This is a genomic window from Erythrobacter aurantius (assembly GCF_023823125.1).
Lineage (GTDB): Bacteria > Pseudomonadota > Alphaproteobacteria > Sphingomonadales > Sphingomonadaceae > Erythrobacter > Erythrobacter aurantius.
Map to the genome: position 1 here is coordinate 877,337 of NZ_CP090949.1, position 14,612 is coordinate 891,948.

A 14,612-nucleotide genomic window follows, 5' to 3' on the forward strand; every position below is an offset into this window, starting at 1 on the left:
GGCAATATGCGAGCTAGTCTGTTCGAGACGCAAGCGGAGTCCGGGATTGGCACGTCAATCGATTGGGTGGAAGCGCTGGTGCTTGGCGAAATCGCGACCGCGATGGCGATTGTGGCGGTGGCGACAATCGGGTTCATGATGCTGACTGGACGCGTGCGGATGGCCGGAAGTTTTCGGGTAATTCTGGGCTGCTTTGTGCTGTTCGGGGCTTCCTCGATTGCCGCGGCGCTGATGGGCAGCGTTGGCGAATCCAGGCAACCTGTTCAAGCTGCGTTCGATCGCGAGGAAATGCAGCCTCGAGAGGAGTTGCCGCCTTCAGAGCACAGTCCGTATTCGCGAGCGTCGATTAGAACTGACGAGTAGTAAGCTCCGCAGGTTTTCAAAAGTCAAATAAAACCGGCGCGAGCCATGAGAGGCGTTAACTGCGGTCTCGACCAATAAAATGCTGATTGAATTATTCGAGCAACATTTCGCAAAAAAGGCGACCGATGGATAGGTGATGTTCTCAAAACACTCCCGAATGCAGATTTTGGCAAATTGGTGATGATCAAATGTCACAATTTACAAACGAACTCGTGAACCTCTCCATCTTTGTAAATCCGTGCTGCCACGGCTCTTAAATCATTGGATTCGCCGTCCAGAAGATTGATCCTGACAATTTTCATATCACCTCGGCGAAAAACTTCCGGCACAGACATGACCAGTCCGAGAATTTCCACATCAGGAGCAAGAGAGGTCGCAGCAGCACGCGCAGCCTCCTGGTCAACAATTGCGATTTCATCGTTGCTAGGCATAGCATCATAACAGTTGAAATCCATCTCAATTCCCTTTTTAATCTCGATAAAAGATCTCCACTTGGCCACTTGGCAGAATTCGAAAGCAAACACCTTTTCTGTTGCAGAGTGTAAAGCCAATTTTAGGAGGAGCCCGATTTGCCGGATTAAGCCGTTGGATAAAGACGCGTCGATTGCAGACTCTTTCCTCATCCCGACACTCCCTTATCATTCTTCGTGAGTCCTCGGGTCCAAAACTGCGTTGGGACAAGCAAATATAAACGTATTCAACGCATTGAGGGTCCCGTGGAAACCTAAGCGGCGCCGGTATATCGTTCGCTAATATGAACTCGGGGGGACGTTGGCGCGTCACGACAATCTCATTTTCCTTATTATTTTGCTGCCATGGGTCACCTGGCAGTGTCAAAAAATCAGAAATATTGGCGGGCGTTACGCCGCTAGCTTTCGGAGCGGACACAACGATAGCTCCGCCTGACACTCCATCACCTCCACCGCCACTTCCGCCGAGAGTCGCATCAGGAGTGTAGCAATACGTGTCGTCGGGGCATGTATCATAATTAGGGCTCTCGCCTGCATATAGTGCATTGCAATCATAGCTCTCATCTCGCTCAATTCGAGAACCCGTGCATTTCTTCAGCCCCGTCGGATCAACTCCATTAACCGCATCATTCCCCACATACCCATACATATTGAGCCCATCGCCATATCCGATCGGATCAGTTTGCATGAACCGCCCGAGCCCCGGGGAGTATGCACGCGCCTTGTAGTGATACAAGCCGATTTCGGGAATGAAGATCTGCCCGGTGTAGCGGAACCTGCCGATGTTCTGCGCCGCGCCCGCAAAGCCGGGCATGCCGAACTCGTCATAGGCATTGATCGTCTCCAGCCCGCCGCTCCGGTTGAAGCTGGCCACGATCGACCCAAGCCTGTCGGCGTAGAGATACTCGGCGGCAGTGTGATCCGCATTGGAGCCCGGATAGGCAATCGCCGGATCATCGCCTCAAAGGCGAGGGTTCTTCGAGGTGCCCAATTGGTTCAATCTGCTCGAACGCCTCTTCAACAAACTCACGAACTGGCGGCGCGTCGCCACCCGCTACGTCAAAGCCAAAGAATCCTACCTCGGCTTTGTCGCGCTCGCATCAGTCAAACTCTGCATACGCTTTGTCCACGAAACCTAGTCTTTCATATCTTTTCTTCGGATTTGGCATTGCCGTCAGTGGCATCTTGCCCAAACGACTTTTCCCCACAAACGGGGCAGGGATCGATCACAAAAGGGAGTTGAATTTTATACCATCTGTTGGCGCTACCATGCCCACAAGGCCGCCTTCTAAATAGAAAATATAGATAAATCAAAAACAAACAAATTGAGGCACTGATGTGAACAAAATTCCATACACTTAGCGGTCGATTAAGGGAGAAAAATGCTGTCGCGCTCAAATTAAGAGTCAAGAATAACTTGAAATTCTCTAGTAAAATAGGGTGTTCTTTTATAAAAGTCTGGATAGTTAGCATCTGGGGCCTCTTGGAATTGGGGCTCCCGTATAGGTTCCCTGTATAAGATTTGCTTTAAAGCCGGCGTCAGGGCCTACTGATAAAGAACTGCCAATTACTTCGCTTCGATCGTTTTGGATTGCTCCTGCTCCAACAATGAATGCCGCTTCGATAGACGTAGTACCTTCGGCGTAGAAATCTTCCCAGCTACCAAATCTTTGTACTTGACTATCGATACCTCCGGCCAGACCAAATCCTAATCCACCATCCACGTACAACCTCGTTTTGCCATAGTTATCTACTGCGATACCTATACCTACAGAGCCGCCTGCCACTAAATAAGCATCAAACTCAAAACCAAAAGTAGTGACTGAAGTTACTGAACAGGGCAGCGTATTTTGCGGCCTTGCGGGGGATCCGCCCACCTGACGCCGTTGCCAAGCCCGCGCACCGCTTACAATAATCGCACCTGCCCCAAAAACCCCACCTCCTCGGCCACCGCCACTGAAGCCTCCAACTCCTGAAATGTCGCCTCCAAATACTATTCCAGAAACACTCCCTCCACCTTCACCGATAACGGTGATGCCGGTCGTACGCTTATAGCATAGGCCATCAGAACCTTTGTTTTCACCTTTGCCACAATTCCCGTCTTCATCTGGTTTTTTGCCTGACAATCCAAGTGGATCGATAAGATTTTGAGGATCATTCCCAACATACCCATACATATTGAGCCCATCGCCATATCCGATCGGGTCGGTCTGCATGAACCGCCCGAGCCCCGGCGAGTATGCACGCGCCTTGTAGTGATACAAGCCGATCTCTGGAATGAAAATCTGCCCGGTATAGCGGAACCTGCCGCTGTTCTGCGCCCCGCCCGCTGAGCCGGGCATCCCGAACTCGTCATAGGTGTTGATCGTCTCCAGCCCGCCGCTCCGGTTGAAGCTGGCCACGATCGAACCAAGCCTGTCGGCGTAGAGATATTCGGCAACGGTGTGATCCGCATTGGAGCCCGGATAGGCAATCGCAGGATCATCGCCGCCTGACACCCCGTGGACATAGCGGTCAAGCATGGCGCCTGCGCTGTTGTATTCCGCGATCAGATCGTTCCCGTCATACAGCAGCCGCTCGATCGTACCGCTGCTGAAGTCATAGATCTGATAGAGCCGGCCGAGCGGGTCATATTGCAGGGTGGTTGTTCCTGATCCCTGGACCACCGAGAGCTGGTTCCGGGTATTGTAGGTATAGGTCGTCACCCCGTCCGACGTAAGGTTGCTGTTTGCGTCATAGGTGAATGCGGTGCTGTCAACGCTGGCATAGCGGTTGAGGCCGTCGGGCGTATAATCGACATCCGTGCTGGCCGCAGGCTGGTTGTCCCACACATAGAGCTGGTTGCTGACCTGCTCGCTCGTCGCCTGTGCGGCTGCATTCAGCGTATACTGGCGGGTAACATCATAGCTGCTGCTGGTATGGTCGGTGAACGTGCTGAGGTACCGACCCGCCGCATCGTAGGTATAGGTCTCATCAGGAGCGCTGCTCGCGCGAGCGGTGCTGGCAAGGCGACCGCTGTTGCTGAACGCGTTGGTGACAAGGGTGACGTTGCTGTCATCCCTGATCGAGGTGTTTCTGCCGAGAGTGTCGTAAAGATAGGTCCAGTACGCACCGTCAGGATGCGTGACCCTCGTTCGCCGTCCCGCGCTGTCATAGAGATAGGACAAGGTCCGCGTGGCACCTCCCATGATCTGGGATGTCGACGCCGGGCGCCCATGGGCATCTAGACTGAACGTGACCCGGTCCCCGGAAGTCCCGAAGTTCCCATTGTCGAACCGTGCCTCGACAAGGCCACCGAGCAGGTCATAATCGTAGTGGACGTCGCGCGTATAGGTTGAAGCAAGCCCGGAACGGGTCGGGACGTCCATATGCGTCAGACGGTTGAGCTTGTCATAGGTGAAGTGGAAGGTCTCGCCGGCCCGGGTGCGCTGTGTCAGGACATTGCCGGCTTTATCGAAGGTGAGCTCCACTCGATCCGAAGAGAGCGAGACCCCGGGGGTCGTCGGGCTCGGGAAATGGGTCTTCCACTGACGGTCATGCCCGTCGTAGAAATAGGTCGTGCGGTTGTCCTCGGCATCCTCGACCCAGGCAAGCGTACCATTGGGGTTGTAGGACATCTCTGCGCTGACCTGCTCGATGCTGGTGTCGACAGCCGATCTGACCTGCGTTACGCGGTCAGCCGCATCATAGATGCGGCGAGTGATCCGGTCCTCGAAACCCGAGGTCGCGGTCATGGCATCGCACGCGCTGGCAGGCAGTATCGTCGAGGTGCTGGTGACGTTCATGCGCAGCGCTGTGCAGTCTGGACGACCCGCATTGTCATACCCATATTGCACCAGCGAATAGCGGGTATTTCCATCGACTGAAATCTGGGAGGCCGTCTCAGGCCGGCCAAAGGCATCGAAGGTGTTCTCGACGACCGTATCGACCGTCATCGCCGCCAGATTCGCTTCTGTGGGTCCTGTTGTATAGCCGTTTTCGGTGAGGGTTATCTGGCCGTCCTTGTTGTAGGTCAGCCGTGTTGCAAGCCGTTGCAGCGCGCCTGCCCCGTCCGGATCGGGCGATATCATCCCGACGATCTGACCAGCGGCATCATAGTGATAGGTGGTGGTGTCACCGGTGCCACCAAGCGGGCCATCAACAGTCGCGACGTTTCCGAGTTCATTATAGGTGAACTGGGTGGTCATGACATGTGTGGAGTTTCCTGCCTGGCGCCGTGCCTGACGCACCTGGAGATTGTGTGCTCCGGTGTTGGTGTAGTAGAAAAGCGTCTTGAATTCGTTGGCATTGCCAGTGCAGGCGTTGGCGATGCGGCATTGTGTTGTCCCGGTCGGCACGCGGATGTAGTCACCATCGACCAGAACCCCTGAGGGATTGTAGAACTTGGCCCGATAATTCGCGTAGGTAATGTCGGTTCTTGGTCTGGGGTCGCCCGGATTGGGGGCGGGAGCCTCGACGCGGGTAAGTACACCGTATGTCGCATCCCAGGTGTAGTTGGTGACATTCCCGTTCGGGTCGGTCGTGCTGGTGGGCAGGTTGCAGGTTACAGGATTGGAGCAATTCGCCGGATAGGCCGTGCTCGTGACGATATTGTTGGCCGCAACGTTCGACTTGTCGATCAGCGTAGTCTGCGTCAGGTTTCCGCGGGAGTCATAGGTATACTCTACCCGGTTGCCCTCAGGAGCCTGAACTGCCTCAAGCCTGCCACTCGTGTCATACTCAAACAGGGTAACTTCGTTATACGCATTGTTAACGTAAGTGACGTTCTGCTGGTTCATATCGGTCGCTGTGGCACGAAATCTGCCCAAAGAATCGTTCGAATTCGATGTGAGATGTCCAGCGAGAACATCCCATGTGTAAGTACGGGTATAAGTGCCCTGATGGACTACTGAGGACACTCGGTCGTCAGTGCCGTAGTTGTACACCACGCTGTAGTCGTTGGATGCCGCGGTATCCTCGGGACGCTTGATCCCCGTAAGGCGATCCGAGGAGTCAAACCGGAACACAGTCTGGCGTGCGAGAACGTCTGTGACGATCTCGGTCTGCTGTCCTCCACTATCGATTGCGGGGACGAACCCCAGAGATGGCCAATCCTCGGAGAAACTGCACTCGGCAATCTGGACCGGATTGCAGTCGTCAACTGCATTGTTGATCGCAGTCACCTTGGTGAAGCGATACCAGTCGTCCACCGTGGATGCACTCGGCGATGTGGCTTGTGCGTATCGGTACCGAAGCTGATATCCCAGACTGTTGGTTACAGACTGCAGACGGACCACGTGAATGGTGTTCGAAAAGAGCGTGTATGAGTCATTGACGTAATGGAGTGTCGTCTTGTGGCCATCAGGACGGGTGATTGTTTCTGCGAGCGCATCAACGGCCCCGTAATAGCTTTCGCCATTGGCTACGTAGGACTCCCTGAATTCAATTTCGGTGCCGTCGCGCATGGTCAGGATGTGCGTTCCGGTCGTAAAATTGGTGGCGATTGTTTCGCCAGTGCCCTGTGCGGAGACATAGGTCCCGCCGACCAGATTGAAGGTCATACGGCTGCCACCAATGTTGACCGCAGCCGTCGGAGCACCTGAAGTGATTTCGGCAGAAATCATGTAGTTGTGACGCCACCCGTTGGCTACACGGGTTCTGACATGAGCCAGACCGTTCGCGCCGCCAATCGAGACGCTCGACGCAGGGATCACCACTTGGCCGGTGCTCATGTCGACACCGTGCTCATCAACCGGCGAGCGGATGCCCGGATCATCAATTGTTATGCTTTGCGCAGCGACCGGAGTTGCCACAAGCATTGCCGGGGCAACTGCTGCTGCGGTAGAAAGAAAAAGATGCCTGGACTTCATGGCGGACCTCTGACTGAAAAACTCTTGCCTGACCTGTCGAACTGCCGCGTCGGGTTATTCCCTCAACGGTTCCCTGTCGGTCTCGCGCCGCCACTCACCGGCAAGGAGCTCCGCGTTTGCGCATAGCGCTGCCGGTCGCTCGCCAAGGGCGCGTTCAAGCTGGTTCTGCACGGCCTCGTTGCCTGTCGCCGCAAGGGTGCACATCCTGTTGCGGAACCGCATGATCTGGCCTCGATTGCTCAGCCCGGCGCCCTCGCAATCGACCTGCTCAAAACCCTTGGCCTCGAGGCCGCGAACCGAGCGCGGCATCACTACGATCCGGGAGGTCGTTCCCTGTGGGCCTTGTGCTGCCAACCCATCATTATCTGCTGACCGGGCGAGGCATACTGGCTGTACTTCGGCCTTCCCTCGAGCTTCGTCCTGACTACCGGATTGTGCCCACGTTGCAGCTGGCGCCAAGAGCACCGCGCACATGAATGCGGAACTGATCTTCGTTGTATGAAAGGTCTTCATTTGTGCTCCTCGAGAAGGACGCAGGTTGTCGGGATGTTCGCCGGCGCTGCTCACTAGAGTGGGGGTGGCCCGCCCCCGCCGCCGCACATCGCTGTCGAGACAGTCAGTAATGCCGCGTCTGTTGCTCCTGAAGGATCGCTCAGCACGTAAGTGAACGAGGAGATGTCGAACGCTGGGCCGAAATAGACTTCGACTATTGATCCGCTGAACACGGTAGCTGTCCCACCGCCCGAATTCTTGACCACCGAAACAACGGTCAGGGGGGTGTCGCCATCCGGGTCGCTGTCGTTCGCAGTAACGTTCACGAATTGCGATGCGTAGCAGGTCCCGCTGACAGAATCGTTCACTGCATTCGGAGGATTATTTGAAGGCGGCGGCGGAGGAGGAGGCGGCGGCGGAGGCGGAGGTGGAGGCGGGGGAGGAGGCGGAGGCGATCCACTTGAACAGGCTGGGACTGACCCATCGTTCCGGGTCATCATCCCGGTTCGGTTACCCATAGCATCATAGCAGACAGTCCGGGTGTCCCCATTATTGGCACCGCCACTGACCTCGGTAGTGATCAGTCTTCCAAGGGCATCATAATCAAATACCTCGGTTTCTGATTGTGCCTGAACAGCAGAATGCAGAGACAGAGCAAGCGTGCCCAGACTGATCGAATGAAAAAGCCGGTTGCGATACAAGACCTGTTCCCTTCAGCACTGTTTCGACAAAAAGTGACAAGGCTTTTTGACCTAATCGTTCTCAACTAATAGGGATTTTTCTGAGATCGATTGTCAAGCGAGTGAATTGGAGGTCTATCTATTTCGAACCAACGGGTCCCGGTTTTCTGCGGTATCGGGCAAGTTGCCCTACAGAAAAAATGAAGGTGCGCCTGAACGCAGATTTGAGCGGATCTGCACCACCGGACGCACCAACATCTTGGGCAAATCGGACAAATATCCCGAATCACCAAAATCTCTCGGCTGCGATTCGCCCGCGCTACCCGCTCCGCAATCGCGGCAGCACAGGCTCGCCGCCGGTATCCTCGCAGACGCGCTCGAAGTGCTTGAGCGAACGGTAGCCAAGCAGACGGAGCGCAGGCCCGAACAACATGTTCGCGCTGCGATACTGCTGTTTGGAGCGCATTGTCGGGGCTTCAAATGTCCGCTCAAACCAATCGCGTTCGCCAGACACGATGGCCTCGAGGCGCGGCAGCCGCATCATCATCAGTGGGCCGCTCGCCGCGTTCAGGTCATGCGACACTTGCCAGCGCGCCGGCAGATCGCGGTCGATGAGTGCCATCAGGCCGAGCCAAAGCTTCCACACCAGCGCAGGAGCGTCGGTGCTGATGGCAAGCGCCATCTGCACCGAAGTAGTCATGGATATCGGAAAGCCACGCTCAGACCCACGACGACTTCCTTGCAAGTTGCTGCCCCGCAACTTTCTCGAAATGCGCCAGCGATCTGTATCCCAGCTTTACCAGAGCTGGTTTCATGATCGTGTTGACGATCCGGTACGTCTCCCGGTCGCGGATCTTGTACTCGGGCGGTTCCAGCGCATTGACCTTGCGGGCTGCTTCTTCTGCACGACGCCGCAAGGTGCGCAGCGGCATGTTGAGGTTGGCCAGCTCATGACTGTCGGCTCTGGGCGCAATCTGCCAGCGAAGCGGAAGCTGCGCATCATTGAACCGCCACATGAGTTCCCAGAATGATAGTCTGGCGATCGTACCAGGCTTTGAGGTCTTCACACGAAGCATATCGCGAAGGAACATCAGATCCCTCTGGGCTTCGATATACTCAAAGTGGCGAACATCCTTGACGGATAATGGTCCTCTAACCCGGGCGATGCGTTGGGCGTGGTCTATCAGGATGTCGTCCGGATGAGGCCAGGGCAGGCCTGGCTCCTCATTGCCCTCAGCGGCGGCCTTCGACCAGGCCTTCTCCTGCTTCTTCTTGAGATCGACGAGCTGCTGAAACCAAGCTGCGTCGATCCTTGCTCTTTCCTGGGCAGCCTTCTCGGCTGCCTCGGCATTGGCGCGCTCGGACGCCTCCTGGCTCGACTGCGCCTTCTCAATCAGTCTGTTCATCTCGCGTATCGCAGCCTGATTGCCACTCATCGCCTGCTTGAACAGATTCATCAATACAGCTTCCATCTTGCTCACCGAGGTGGGCTTGCCGCCAAGGGTAAGCGTCACTTTCTCGCGGAGAAGTTTACTGAGCAGCGTCTGGAACTCGGTCATGCCAGCTTGCGGTTCGCGGATGACTGTCTTCTTCCCTGATCCTTTCGGCCGCCCTTTGGGATTGCCCGACTTGCCTTTGGGCCATCTCGTCCACCACGGAGTGTTGCCAAAACCAACGCCCTTATCGTTGTTGCCCTTCCCCAGATCAGCCATGAGCCTGCTCCTCTTCGAGAACAGCAAGAGCCTTGCCGCTGGTCATGTTGGTGGCACTGCGTCCGGTGTATGCCTCCCAGCGGCGGACGATGGTGTCGCAGTAGAGTGGATCGTATTCGACAAGGCGCGCCCTGCGCCCGGTTTTCTGCGCTGCGATCACTGTCGAACCCGAGCCACCGAAACAATCGAGCACGATCTCGCCGCGGCGCGAGCAGTCGAGGATCGCATCGGCCACCAGCGCAACCGGCTTGACCGTAGGGTGCATCGTCAGCTCCTCTGCCCGGTTGCGGCCGATCGAGGAGATCCCTGCGTGGTCCCAGACATTGGTGCGGTAACGCCCCGTATCGCCGAGCCCGAAGGTGTTGGTGTGCTCTGCGGTGCCATGCTTGAACACGAAGATCAGCTCGTGCTTCGAGCGATAGAAGGTGCCCATGCCGCCATTGGTCTTGTTCCAGACTACAAGGTTCCTGAGATCGGTGAACACCTTGTCTCCTGCTGCAAGCAGCTCGCGCATGTGGCGCCAGTCCATGCAGACAAAGGCAATCGCACCGTCACGCATGACGCTGGCGGCATTGCCAAGCGTCACTTCGAGGAAGCGCGTGAACTCGTCCTCGCTCATCTCGCCGCTGGCAAAGGCAAACTCGCGGTGCCTGATCCCTCCCTTGCCACAGACATGACCGTCGATCTTCACGTTATAGGGCGGGTCGGTGAACACCAGATCAGCGCTTGCACCGTCCATCAGCGCCCCGATATCGGCCGGATCACGCGCATCGCCGCAGATCAGCCGATGCTCTCCCAGCAGCCAGATGTCGCCGCGCTGCGATACCGGTATTGCTGCAGGCTCGGGGATCCGGTCCTCGGCTGCATCGCGCGCGTCCAGCCTTGCCTCGCGCGCAGCTTCAAGTGTCAGGTCGATCTCGGCAAGGCTGAACCCGGTAAGCCCGATATCGAAATCAAGATCGATCAGCTCCTGCATCTCGATCGCAAGGATCTCGGGATCCCAGCCCGCATTGAGGGCAAGCTTGTTGTCCGCGAGCATATAGGCCCGTTGCTCTGCCGGGCTCATGTGCGAGAGTGTGATGGTGGGTACGCTGGTAAGGCCCAGCAGCCGTGCTGCCTCGACCCGGCCATGGCCGGCAATAATCAGGTTGTCGTCATCGACCAGCACCGGGTTCGTGAACCCGAACCGTTCGATGCTGTCAGCAATCTGCCTTATCTGCTTGCGGGAATGGGTGCGCGCATTGCGCGGGGACGGGGTTAGCTTTGCTATCGGTTGTTGGGCAATCGCTTGCGCAAACCGGCATCCGGTACTTTCCATGGGACTTCTCCATAATTTGCAACTTGTCTGTTCAAGTCAGTCTCAGTCACTGGTTCAGTCCTCCTTTTGGTGAGCGCCCATTATGCCTCAGCAAGGCAAACCGCGTGAGCCCCGGTCCGTTCTTGCGCGCCGATAGCTGTGGAGACTTGTGGATATTGCTCACTTTGCGTTCCTCGGCATGTGACGAACCCGTTTCCTCCAGCACCCGCATCCTCCAGCAACAGCAATCCGCGCGTACATATTGCGGGGATGGAGAAAGCTCCGCGATCAGCACCTCGACAAGTGCGCGCACATACAGCTTCCGATTGTAGCGTTCGGCATGCTGCCGAACTGAGCGCGCTGCGATCACACGGCGCAGAAGTATTTTCAGGCATGTTGGACATTACCGATCTCCTCAGGACCGTCTCGCGACAGTCGCATTGGAAGGGGTGAACGGTTCTTCGCTTTCTTGCGCCCCGGAACGCGTTCCGGGGCAACGCCAAATCCTGGTGGGATACCGTCGGTGCTACGGGCTGCGGATTGGACCGCTCGGCAGGTTCCGGACTTGCGATGCGGCGAGCGTTCAGCGATCTGTCCTGCACTCCTGTTCTGCGGGATAACAGGCCCTGACCGGTCGATTGAATTCCCTGTTATGGCCGAACAAATTCCCTGTTCCGTCGAATAACAGGGAAACGGGATGTGCCGGCAAATAAAGTACTGCAATTGCGCGCAAAAATCTCCAATCCAAGGACTGAATCGGGCAAATTCCGCCTGTTTCAGGCCTCAAATGAACGAATTTCCCTGTTATTCCCTGCAAAACAGGGAAATCAGGCAAGAGCAGCGTTCGCTCCGGACTGCGTCGCGCACCAAACAGTCTCTGAGGGAACTCAAAAACGCCGACCAGGCGCGCATGGCGCCCGGAACCGCGCGGTTCTGCGGGATTTGGGGGCCGTCCTTGACGGGGCGTGGGCCAGAGACCCTCTCATCGGTCCCGTCTCACCGCTCTTTTCGGCCAATGTCTCTGTGTGGATTTTCCTCGCCTCACCTTGCGTGAGGATGTTGCCGGGCAAGAGGGCGCTCAGCCTGCGAGCCCGAGCAGTTCTTCCTGCGCTGGCCACGAGAGCGGTAGTTCCGTATCGAGCAGTCGCTTGCGCGTGAGCCGGGGAGGTGCCCTGCCATCGGTGATCGCTTCGATGATGCTCGGGCTGAGCCAGCTCAGGCGGACCAGCCTCGTGAGTTGCTTGCGGCAGCGGCCTTCGCGTCTTGCGATCTGGTTGATGCTGAGCTCGGGGCTGGCAAGGACCAGCTTGCGCGCCTCGAGGGCTTCGCCGAGAAGCGCGATCATGCCGGTGTCGACTGCCTTGGCGTTGGCATCCTGATCGATCCGCAGCTTCGCCTCGCGGAACGGCTTGCGGGGTGCCAGCGGGATGCACCATTCCCAGCGCTGGCGGTTGCTGCAACCAAGTGCGTCCGCATTCAGGCGGACATCGATGCGGTCATGGCATATCTGGATCGCCGTGATCACCTGCGGGACGATCGTCTGGCATTGAGGCTCAAAGGCGAGGTTGGCGGCGGCAAGTTTGGCTTTGGCGAACATGTCACGAAGTACGCCTCCCTCCTGTTCACCTGAGATCCTGCGCAGCATATGCTCGTCTTCCAGCAGCGTTGTGAGTTGGACGATCAGGTGCCGTTCGAGCTGTCCCTGGCTGATGCGGGTTGCTGGAACGTCATCGACCCGGGCAAGATCCTTGCGGGTCTCGTAATAGGGATAGCGCCGCGTTCCCTTGGTGGCATAGGTAGGGACCATCGGGCGTCCCTCGGGATCGGACAGCAGGCCGCGCAGTATGGCCTGCTGCGGATCGTTCTTCGCTCGCCTGCGCGGCGGTGCCTTCTCCTGCAACCGTTTCTGCACCGCGTTCCAGAGTTGCTCGTCGACGATCGGCTCGTGCTCGCCTTCGTACACCTCTCCCTTATGGACGATCTTGCCGCGATAGATCGGGTTCCTGAGCAGATGGAACAGACTTCCGCGCCGGAACGGGATCCCGCCCCTGTGCGGTCCGCTGGTGCGCTTCTGAACCTTTGTACGGATGCCTTCGGCCTCCAGCTGTGCAATCAGCTCGTTGGCGGAGCGCGAGCCAATGTAGCGGCGCATGATCGTTCGGACCCGCTCGGCTTCCTCCGGCACGGGGATAAGTTTGCGGTCGATCACCTCGTAGCCGAGCGGCACCGGCCCACCCATCCATAGTCCCTTCTTTTTCGAGGCGGCGATCTTGTCCCTGATCCGCTCACCGGTCACCTCACGCTCGAACTGGGCGAACGACAGCAGCACATTGAGAGTCAGCCTGCCCATGCTGGTCGTGGTGTTGAACGCTTGCGTCACCGAGACGAAGCTGGCTTGCCTTGCATCGAGCTGCTCCACGATCTTGGCGAAGTCGGCAAGGCTGCGGGTCAGGCGATCGACCTTGTAGACCACGATCACATCAACGAGACCGCTCTCAACGTCCCCTAAGAGGGCTCTGAGGCCCGGTCGCTCCATATTGCCGCCAGAGAACCCGCCATCGTCATAAGGGGTCTCGACCAGCGTCCAGCCCTCATGCCGCTGGCTCAGGATATAGGCCTCGCAGGCCTCGCGCTGGGCATGGAGGCTGTTGAACTCCTGTTCGAGCCCGTCCTCGGTCGACTTGCGGGTATAGACCGCGCAGCGCAGGGTCTTGGCGGCGCTCATTGGGTCAGCCCGAAGAAGCGAGGACCATTCCGATGGGTGCCGGTGATGGCCTTGGCGACCGCGGTCAGCGAGCGCCATACTTGCCCGTCGTACTCGAACCCCTGCTCAAGCACCGTGACCGTGTGGCCAGCCCCGTGCCAGTCGCGCACCAGCCTTGTGCCCGGTGTGAGTTTGCGTTGCGGCGGCGAGGCAGGCGGCTCGTTGCCCATAATAGCTGAGCGAGCGGTCTGCATGATAATCCGCCGCGTCTCACGGCTGATCCCGCCATGGCGCTTCTCCTGCAGCCGGTGTGCAATCCCGAGCCTCAGCAGGTCCGCCGAGAGGTTGGGAGCAGGCGCGCCATGACAGCGCGCCCACTCGTCCTTAAGTTCGGTGATCGACAGCTCCTCCAGTCGATCGAGTGACAGGCGTTCACGGCGTCCCATCAGCCTGCCTTCGCTCCGGTGCTGGCGGCAGCAAACCGGTAGATGCTTTTGCCTGCCTTGCCGGTCTCGCGGACCACTTCCCGACCCTTCTTCCTCAGGCCGCTCATGAACGCACGGCAGGTGTGCGCTTGCCAGCCGGTTGCCTCGCCCATCTGGTCAAGTGTGACGCCGGACTTGCGCGCCAGCAGCGCCTCGACCTTCAAGGCCTTGGTCAGGCGTTTTTCTTTGCGGTCGGGCTTGGAGGGCTTCTTTGCAGGTTTGGGCGCAGACTGCGTTTGGGGAGGCAGTGCTTCTGCATCTGCTCCTGCCGAATGCAGTGGTTCCCCGGCGGGGGCCTGGGCAGAGTCAAAGCTAATGGGGGTTGTATTGGTCATGGGTGGTTCTCCTTGATTGGAGCAGCGCTACTCGCTGCTCCCACCACCCAGCGCCCCGTATCGCGCTACCGCATCGGGGCTGCGGCCTGCCAACGGCCGCGATTCAGTCAACGCACCAATGCTTCGTTTGCGGGAGAAGTCGAGCGGAACTCGCGGCGATCAGCTATGTCCGCTATGCGCCCTAATTCCCGCCGTTGCCGTAGGCATACCAATCGCTCAAAACCG

General features: G+C 57.8%; 12 protein-coding genes. 1 reads left to right on the forward strand and 11 read right to left on the reverse strand.

The features are described from left to right. Window positions 1-6 precede the first annotated feature (6 nt). On the forward strand, window positions 7-363 hold the full coding sequence (locus L1K66_RS04435; protein ID WP_256471486.1) for a TrbC/VirB2 family protein: 357 nt from the start codon (window positions 7-9) through the stop codon (window positions 361-363). A gap of 191 nt (window positions 364-554) precedes the next feature. Here L1K66_RS04435 and L1K66_RS04440 read toward each other — a convergent pair whose 3' ends face one another. From L1K66_RS04440 to L1K66_RS04490, 11 genes are all read right to left on the reverse strand, one after another. After that, entirely contained in the window at window positions 555-818 is a 264-nt protein-coding gene (locus L1K66_RS04440; protein ID WP_252259792.1) for a hypothetical protein, read from the reverse strand. Window positions 819-831: 13 nt separating this feature from the next. Beyond that, entirely contained in the window at window positions 832-1,707 is an 876-nt protein-coding gene (locus L1K66_RS04445; RefSeq protein WP_252259793.1) for an RHS repeat-associated core domain-containing protein, read from the reverse strand. A 592-nt stretch (window positions 1,708-2,299) separates the two neighbouring features. Beyond that, entirely contained in the window at window positions 2,300-6,682 is a 4,383-nt protein-coding gene (locus L1K66_RS04450) for an RHS repeat domain-containing protein (RefSeq protein WP_252259794.1), read from the reverse strand. Between the two features lie 54 nt (window positions 6,683-6,736). Next, on the reverse strand, window positions 6,737-7,195 hold the full coding sequence (locus tag L1K66_RS04455) for a hypothetical protein (protein WP_252259795.1): 459 nt from the start codon (window positions 7,193-7,195) through the stop codon (window positions 6,737-6,739). A gap of 53 nt (window positions 7,196-7,248) precedes the next feature. Further along, window positions 7,249-7,692, reverse strand: coding sequence for an Ig-like domain-containing protein (locus tag L1K66_RS04460; RefSeq protein ID WP_330221254.1), 444 nt, complete (start codon window positions 7,690-7,692; stop codon window positions 7,249-7,251). 481 nt (window positions 7,693-8,173) lie between these two features. Then, a complete protein-coding gene (locus L1K66_RS04465) occupies window positions 8,174-8,554 on the reverse strand; it encodes a hypothetical protein (RefSeq protein ID WP_252259797.1) in 381 nt (126 codons plus the stop codon). Between the two features lie 19 nt (window positions 8,555-8,573). Further along, complete coding sequence (locus L1K66_RS04470; RefSeq protein ID WP_252259798.1) at window positions 8,574-9,566, reverse strand: DUF5681 domain-containing protein; 993 nt, start codon at window positions 9,564-9,566, stop codon at window positions 8,574-8,576. Next, on the reverse strand, window positions 9,559-10,884 hold the full coding sequence (locus tag L1K66_RS04475; protein ID WP_252259799.1) for a site-specific DNA-methyltransferase: 1,326 nt from the start codon (window positions 10,882-10,884) through the stop codon (window positions 9,559-9,561). Before L1K66_RS04475 ends, L1K66_RS04470 begins: the two co-directional genes overlap by 8 nt. 1,057 nt (window positions 10,885-11,941) lie before the next feature. Next, window positions 11,942-13,588, reverse strand: a complete 1,647-nt coding sequence (locus L1K66_RS04480) for a recombinase family protein (RefSeq protein ID WP_252259800.1) — start codon at window positions 13,586-13,588, stop codon at window positions 11,942-11,944. Beyond that, window positions 13,585-14,013 (reverse strand): DUF2924 domain-containing protein, encoded by a 429-nt coding sequence (locus L1K66_RS04485; RefSeq protein ID WP_252259774.1) that lies wholly within the window; start codon window positions 14,011-14,013, stop codon window positions 13,585-13,587. Before L1K66_RS04485 ends, L1K66_RS04480 begins: the two co-directional genes overlap by 4 nt. Beyond that, complete coding sequence (locus L1K66_RS04490) at window positions 14,013-14,387, reverse strand: DUF3489 domain-containing protein (RefSeq protein ID WP_252259775.1); 375 nt, start codon at window positions 14,385-14,387, stop codon at window positions 14,013-14,015. Before L1K66_RS04490 ends, L1K66_RS04485 begins: the two co-directional genes overlap by 1 nt. Window positions 14,388-14,612 lie beyond the last annotated feature (225 nt).

Excerpts from the sequence above, each read along its gene's own strand:
- L1K66_RS04455 (WP_252259795.1), bottom strand. The coding sequence starts at position 7,195 with ATGAAGACCTTTCATACAACGAAGATCAGTTCCGCATTCATGTGCGCG.
- L1K66_RS04435 (WP_256471486.1), top strand. The coding sequence starts at position 7 with ATGCGAGCTAGTCTGTTCGAGACGCAAGCGGAGTCCGGGATTGGCACG.
- L1K66_RS04465 (WP_252259797.1), bottom strand. The coding sequence starts at position 8,554 with ATGACTACTTCGGTGCAGATGGCGCTTGCCATCAGCACCGACGCTCCT.
- L1K66_RS04440 (WP_252259792.1), bottom strand. The coding sequence starts at position 818 with ATGGATTTCAACTGTTATGATGCTATGCCTAGCAACGATGAAATCGCA.
- L1K66_RS04475 (WP_252259799.1), bottom strand. The coding sequence starts at position 10,884 with ATGGAAAGTACCGGATGCCGGTTTGCGCAAGCGATTGCCCAACAACCG.
- L1K66_RS04485 (WP_252259774.1), bottom strand. The coding sequence starts at position 14,013 with ATGGGACGCCGTGAACGCCTGTCACTCGATCGACTGGAGGAGCTGTCG.
- L1K66_RS04450 (WP_252259794.1), bottom strand. The coding sequence starts at position 6,682 with ATGAAGTCCAGGCATCTTTTTCTTTCTACCGCAGCAGCAGTTGCCCCG.
- L1K66_RS04490 (WP_252259775.1), bottom strand. The coding sequence starts at position 14,387 with ATGACCAATACAACCCCCATTAGCTTTGACTCTGCCCAGGCCCCCGCC.
- L1K66_RS04480 (WP_252259800.1), bottom strand. The coding sequence starts at position 13,588 with ATGAGCGCCGCCAAGACCCTGCGCTGCGCGGTCTATACCCGCAAGTCG.
- L1K66_RS04470 (WP_252259798.1), bottom strand. The coding sequence starts at position 9,566 with ATGGCTGATCTGGGGAAGGGCAACAACGATAAGGGCGTTGGTTTTGGC.
- L1K66_RS04460 (WP_330221254.1), bottom strand. The coding sequence starts at position 7,692 with ATGGGTAACCGAACCGGGATGATGACCCGGAACGATGGGTCAGTCCCA.